This is a genomic window from Streptomyces sp. NPDC060198, from assembly GCF_042728415.1.
In the GTDB taxonomy this organism is placed as follows: Bacteria; Actinomycetota; Actinomycetes; order Streptomycetales; family Streptomycetaceae; genus Streptomyces.
In genome coordinates this window covers 1-6,337 of sequence record NZ_JBHWZJ010000388.1, presented here as the reverse complement: position 1 = coordinate 6,337, position 6,337 = coordinate 1, and the positions used below count along the sequence as shown (strand labels likewise).

Annotated in this window: 4 protein-coding genes; all 4 read left to right on the top strand. The window is 73.1% G+C overall.

Annotated elements, in window-relative coordinates; all coding sequences use genetic code 11:
* Positions 1-113: 113 nt before the first annotated feature.
* The 4 genes from ACFWEP_RS29925 (at position 114) to pheT (ending at position 6,283) form a co-directional block, all read left to right on the top strand.
* Complete coding sequence (locus tag ACFWEP_RS29925) at positions 114-953, top strand: TrmH family RNA methyltransferase (RefSeq protein ID WP_387374692.1); 840 nt, start codon at positions 114-116, stop codon at positions 951-953.
* Between the two features lie 308 nt (positions 954-1,261).
* Positions 1,262-2,428: an ATP-binding protein gene (locus ACFWEP_RS29920; protein ID WP_387374690.1), complete on the top strand. Its 1,167-nt coding sequence runs from the start codon at positions 1,262-1,264 to the stop codon at positions 2,426-2,428.
* A gap of 202 nt (positions 2,429-2,630) precedes the next feature.
* Entirely contained in the window at positions 2,631-3,770 is a 1,140-nt protein-coding gene (pheS, locus tag ACFWEP_RS29915) for a phenylalanine--tRNA ligase subunit alpha (protein WP_328722662.1), read from the top strand.
* Positions 3,770-6,283 carry a phenylalanine--tRNA ligase subunit beta gene (gene pheT, locus ACFWEP_RS29910; RefSeq protein WP_387374688.1) on the top strand — a complete coding sequence of 838 codons (2,514 nt, stop codon included), beginning with the start codon at positions 3,770-3,772 and terminating at the stop codon, positions 6,281-6,283. Before pheS ends, pheT begins: the two co-directional genes overlap by 1 nt.
* The last annotated feature ends 54 nt before the right edge of the window (positions 6,284-6,337 follow it).

The following is a 6,337-nucleotide window of genomic DNA, read 5'->3' as shown; positions in this document are numbered from 1 at the left end:
CGGGTCCGGTGCGTCACACGCCCTCCCGCGGCGCGTGGCACCGATCCGCCGGCCCCCCGAGGTCCCGCCGGACACCCCGAGTCCCGCCGCACGCAGAGAGGCCGCCGCCGACCATGGGCACCCCCGAACTGATCTCCCCGCGTTCGCCCCGCGTCGCCGCGGCCCGGAGGCTGGCCAAGCGGAACTTCCGTGTCAAGGAGCGCCGGTTCATCGCCGAGGGGCCGCAGGCCGTGCGCGAGGCCGCCGTGCACCGGGGCGCCGACGGCGAACCGACCCTGATCGAGCTGTTCGCCACCGTCGAGGCCGCCGAGCGGTACACGGAGATCATCGACGCCGCCCACGCGGCCGGAGCCCGGGTGCACCTCGCCGACGCGGACGTGCTCGCCGACGTCTCCCAGACCGTCACCCCCCAGGGGCTCATCGGCGTCTGCCGCTTCCTGGACTCGCCGTTCGAGGAGATCCTCGCCGCGAAGCCCCGCCTGGTGGCCGTACTGGCGAACGTACGCGACCCCGGCAACGCCGGTACGGTACTGCGTTGCGCCGACGCGGCGGGCGCGGACGCCGTGGTCCTCACCGACGCCTCGGTGGACCTGTACAACCCGAAGTCGGTGCGCGCGTCGGTCGGCTCGCACTTCCACCTGCCGGTCGCGATCGGCGTACCGGTGGAGCGGGCCGTGCAGGGGCTGCGGGACGCGGGAGCGCGGGTACTGGCCGCGGACGGGGCCGGCACCGCCGACCTCGACGACGAACTCGACGCCGGCACCATGGGCGGCCCCACCGCCTGGGTCTTCGGCAACGAGGCCTGGGGCCTTCCCGAGGAGACCCGCGCCCTCGCCGACGCGGTGGTCCGGGTGCCCATCCACGGCAAGGCGGAGAGCCTCAACCTCGCCACGGCCGCCGCCGTCTGCCTCTACGCCTCCGCCCGCGCGCAGCGCCCCCGTACGGCCTCCTGACCCCGCACGACCCGGGTGCACCGGCCCGTGAGGCCGGGGGCGCGCGGGTGCGGCGGCACGGACGGGACGGCCGTAAGCCCGCGTGCGACCCGGCGTGCGCAGCCGTTCCCGCGCCCTCCGGGGCGCGGTCGTGCCCCACCGCGCGCCCCCGAGCGGAACGGTTTCGGCAGGTCCCGGCCGCGCCCGGGACCGTGTCCCCCGATGCGCCGTTCCGCGCGCCCCCGCAGGGTGTCGCGGGCTCGCCGGCGCCTAGTAGGGTGACGGACTCGGGGCCCACTGCACCGGTTCGAGAGGTGGGGTACGGGAAAATGGCTGTCGGCATGAGCGGGCCGCGTCGGACGGGGACCACCGTCGTCCGCCCCGGAGCGGACGAGTACGGAGCGGACGAGTACGGAGCGGGCGCTCTCGCCCCTTCGGACGTCCTCCTCGGCGTCGAGCCGGACGACCTGCCGGACGGCCTGGTCGTCGCCGACCGCACCGGGCGCATCGTCTGCTTCAACGCCGCCGCGGTCCGGATCACCTCCGTCGCGCGGGAAGTCGCCCTCGGCAGCCACCTGGAACACGCGCTGCCCCTCGAAGACCTCAAGGGCCGCCGCTGGTGGACCCTGACCGACCCGTACGGCGGCCTCTCCACCCGCGTCGGCCAGCCCGAGCGCAACCTGCTGCTCCCCGGCGGGCGCGAGGTCCTCGTCTCCGCCCGGTACGTCCGCGAGTACCCCACCGGGCCCGTCCTCCGGGTGGTCGTCCAACTGCGCTCGACCGAGGCCCGCCGCCGTACCGAGCGCAGCCACTCCGACCTCATCGCCACCGTCGCCCACGAACTGCGCTCCCCGCTGACCTCGGTCAAGGGCTTCACCGCCACGCTGCTCGCCAAGTGGGAACGTTTCTCCGACGACCAGAAGCGGCTCATGCTGGAGACGGTCGACGCCGACGCCGGCCGCATCACCCGGCTCATCGCCGAACTGCTCGACATCTCCCGGATCGACTCCGGCAGGCTGGAGCTGCGCCGCCAGCCGGTCGACATCTCCGCCGCCGTCGCCCGCCACGTCCAGGCCCTCGTCGCCAGCGGCCAGTCGCCCGACCGCTTCCTCGTCCGCGCGGGCCACCCGCTGCCCGATCTCTGGGCCGACCCCGACAAGGTCGACCAGGTGCTGGGCAACCTGCTGGAAAATGCCGTGCGCCACGGCGAGGGAACTGTCACGATCGACATCGCACCCGCCCCGGCGGACAACGACGAGACAGGAACGGCGGTCACCGTGAGCGACGAAGGGCCCGGCATCCCCGAGGAGTCGATGGCCCGCGTCTTCACCCGTTTCTGGCGCGGCAGCAAGCGCGGCGGCACCGGTCTGGGCCTCTACATCGTCAAGGGCATCGTCGCCGCCCACGGCGGGACCATCACCGTCGACCGGGCGCCCGGCGGGGGCGCGGAGTTTCGATTTATCCTGCCCGTGAGCACCCCCGCGTACCTGCGCTGATCAGGATCGCGCGGAGGGATCGGGCGCCCTCGCACCGCGCGGTGGAGGGCCTCCGAGCAGCCCACGGGCTTCGTACCACCCCCACGGCCTTTAGACTCGACCTTTGGCACCTTTGCGTCCTCCTGCCGTCGAGCAGGGCCACGGGGGTCTCGGGGTGTCCCCCGATACGGGCAGTATCAGCCAATCGGAAGCACGGGAAGAGATGTCGGCACCGAACAAGTCGTACGACCCAGTCGAGGTCGAGGCACTGAAACCGGAAGAGATCGAGCGCATGCGGGACGAGGCGTTCGCCGCCTTCGCCGCCGCGGGCGACCTCGACGCGCTCGCCCAGGCGAAGACCGCGCACACCGGGGGTACCTCGCCGCTGTCGCTCGCCAACCGCGAGATCGGAGCCCTGCCGCCGCAGGCCAAGGCCGAGGCGGGCAAGCGCGTGGGCCAGGCCCGCGGCGCCGTCTCCAAGGCCCTGGCCGCGCGCCAGGCCGAGCTGGAGGCCGAGCGCGACGCCCGGGTGCTCGTCGAGGAGGCCGTGGACGTCACGCTGCCCTACGACCGCACCCCGGCCGGCGCCCGCCACCCGCTGACGACCCTCATGGAGCGCGTCGCGGACGTCTTCGTGGCCATGGGCTACGAGATCGCGGAGGGCCCCGAGGTCGAGGCGGAGTGGTTCAACTTCGACGCCCTCAACTTCGTGCCCGACCACCCGGCGCGCCAGATGCAGGACACCTTCTTCGTCCGCGGCACGACGGCCGACGGCCGTCCCACCGAGGGCGACGAGTCCGGCGTGGTGCTGCGTACCCACACCTCGCCCGTCCAGGCGCGCTCGCTGCTCAGCCGCAAGCCCCCCGTCTACGTGGTCTGCCCCGGCCGGGTCTACCGCACCGACGAGCTCGACGCGACGCACACCCCGGTCTTCCACCAGATCGAGCTGCTCGCGATCGACGAGGGCCTCACCATGGCCGACCTCAAGGGCACCCTGGACCACATGGTGCAGGCGCTCTTCGGCGCGGACATGAAGACCCGGCTGCGGCCGAACTACTTCCCGTTCACCGAGCCGTCCGCCGAGATGGACATGGTCTGTTTCGTCTGCCGCGGCGAATCCGTCGGCAACCCCGACCGCCCCTGCCGCACCTGCGGCAGCGAGGGCTGGATCGAGCTGGGCGGCTGCGGCATGGTCAACCCGAAGGTGCTCGTCGCCTGCGGTGTGGACCCCGAGAAGTACAGCGGATTCGCCTTCGGGTTCGGCATCGAACGGATGCTGATGTTCCGCCACAACGTCGAAGACATGCGAGACCTGGTCGAGGGTGACATCCGGTTCACCCGACCGTTCGGGATGGAGATCTGATGCGCGTCCCGCTTTCCTGGCTGCGGGAATACGTCGACCTGCCGGCTTCCGAGACCGGCCGTGACGTGCAGGCCAAGCTCGTCGACGCCGGCTTCGAGGTCGAGGCCGTCGAGCAGACCGGCGCCGGCCTCACCGGCCCGCTGGTCGTCGGACAGGTACTGACCATCGAGGAGCTGGAGGGCTTCAAGAAGCCCATCCGCTTCTGCACCGTCGACGTCGCCGCCGCTAACGGCACCGGCGAACCGCAGGAGATCGTCTGCGGCGCCCGCAACTTCGCGGTCGGCGACAAGGTCGTCGTGGTCCTCCCCGGCGCAGTCCTGCCCGGCGACTTCGCCATCGCCGCCCGCAAGACGTACGGCAAGACCTCGCACGGCATGATCTGCTCCACCGACGAGCTCGGCATGGGCGACGACGGCACCCACGGCATCATCGTGCTGTCGCCGGAGACCGAGGTGGGCACCGACGCGATCGAGCTGCTCCAGCTCGTCGACGAGGTCCTCGACATCGCCGTCACCCCGGACCGCGGCTACGCCCTGTCGATGCGCGGCATCGCCCGCGAGACCGCCATCGCGTACGGCCTGCCGCTGCGCGACCCGGCGCTGATCGACGTACCCGCGCCGAACGCGTACGGCTACCCGGTCCGGATCACCGACCCCTTCGGCTGCCCGCGCTTCACCGCGCGCACCGTCACCGGCCTCGACCCCGAGGCCCGCTCGCCGATCTGGATGACGCGCCGGCTGCAGAAGGCCGGCATGCGCGCGGTCTCGCTCGCCGTCGACATCACCAACTACGTGATGCTGGAGCTCGGCCAGCCGCTGCACGCCTACGACCGCACCCGCGTCGAAGGTCCCATCGGCGTCCGCCGCGCCCAGCAGGGCGAGAAGCTCACCACCCTCGACGGTGTCGTGCGCGTCCTGGACGCCGAGGACCTCGTCATCACCGACGACCGGGGCCCCATCGGCCTGGCCGGCGTCATGGGCGGCGCCCACACGGAGATCGCGGACAACGGCACCGAGTCAGCCGCCACCACCGAGGTCGTCATCGAGGCCGCGAACTTCGACGCGCTCTCGATCGCCCGTACCTCGCGCCGGCACAAGCTGTCCTCCGAGGCGTCCAGGCGCTTCGAGCGCGGCGTGGACCCGCAGGCCGCCGCCGCTGCCGCGCAGCGCACGGTCGACCTGCTGGTGCTGCTCGCCGGTGGCACCGCCGAGGCGGGCGTCACCGAGATCACCGCCCCCTCCGCGCCCCGCACCATCGCGATGCCCGCGAACCACCCCAGCCGTGTGGCCGGGGTCGACTACGGCCGCGAGATCGTCGTCCGCCGCCTCCAGGAGGTCGGCTGCGACGTCTACGGGCAGGACGAACTCCTGGTCACCGTGCCGTCCTGGCGCCCCGACCTGAGTGAGCCGAACGACCTCGCCGAAGAGGTCATCCGGCTGGAGGGTTACGAGAACCTCCCGTCCACCCTGCCGACCCCGCCCTCCGGGCGTGGCCTCACCGACCGCCAGCGGCTGAACCGCCGCGTCGGCCGCGCCCTCGCCGGCGCCGGCTACGTCGAGGCGCTGAACTACCCGTTCATCGGGAACGCCGTCCTCGACCAGCTCGGCCTCGACACCGACGACGCCCGGCGCCGCACGGTCCTCCTCGCCAACCCGCTCTCCGACGAGGAGCCGGCGCTGCGCACCACACTGCTGCCGGGCCTCCTCGGCGCGCTGCGGCGCAACGACGGCCGGGGCTCCCACGACCTGGCGCTCTTCGAGACCGGGCTGGTCTTCCGGCCGACCGGTCACGAGACGCAGGCCGTCCGGCTCCCGGTGGACCGGCGTCCCTCGGAAGAGGAGATCGCCACGCTCAACACCTCCCTGCCGCGTCAGCCGCGCCACGCCGCCGTCGTTCTCGCGGGCGCCCGCGAGCAGGCCGGCTGGTGGGGCAAGGGCCGCCCGGCCACCTGGGCGGACTCCGTCGAGGCGGCACGCACCCTCGCCCGCGAGGCGGGCGTCGAGGTGACGGTCCGCGCGGACCGCCACGCCCCGTGGCACCCCGGCCGCTGCGCCGCGCTGTACGTCACGGTGAACGGCGAGGAGACCCTCCTCGGACACGCGGGCGAACTCCACCCGCGCGTCGTCAAGGAGCTGCACCTCCCCGAGCGCACCAGCGCCATGGAGATCGAGATCGACGTCCTGGAACGGGCCGCCGAAGGCGCGCTCCGCGCCCCCCGGATCTCCACCTTCCCGGTGGCGACCCAGGACATCGCGCTCATCGTCCCCACCGACGTCCCGGCAGCCGAGGTCGAGGCGACGCTCCGCGAGGGCGCGGGCGAACTCCTCGAATCGCTCCGGCTGTTCGACGTGTTCACCGGCGACCAGATCGGTGAGGGCCGCAAGTCGCTCGCGTACGCGCTGCGCTTCCGCGCCCCGGACCGCACACTGACGGTCGACGAGGCGTCGGCCGCCCGTGACGCCGCGGTGGCTCTCGCCGCCGAGCGCAACGGCGCGGTGCTGCGCGGAGCGTGACGACCCGTCAGGGTCCGGGCTCCGAGGCCCTGGCACGGTGAGGAGGGGCGTGTC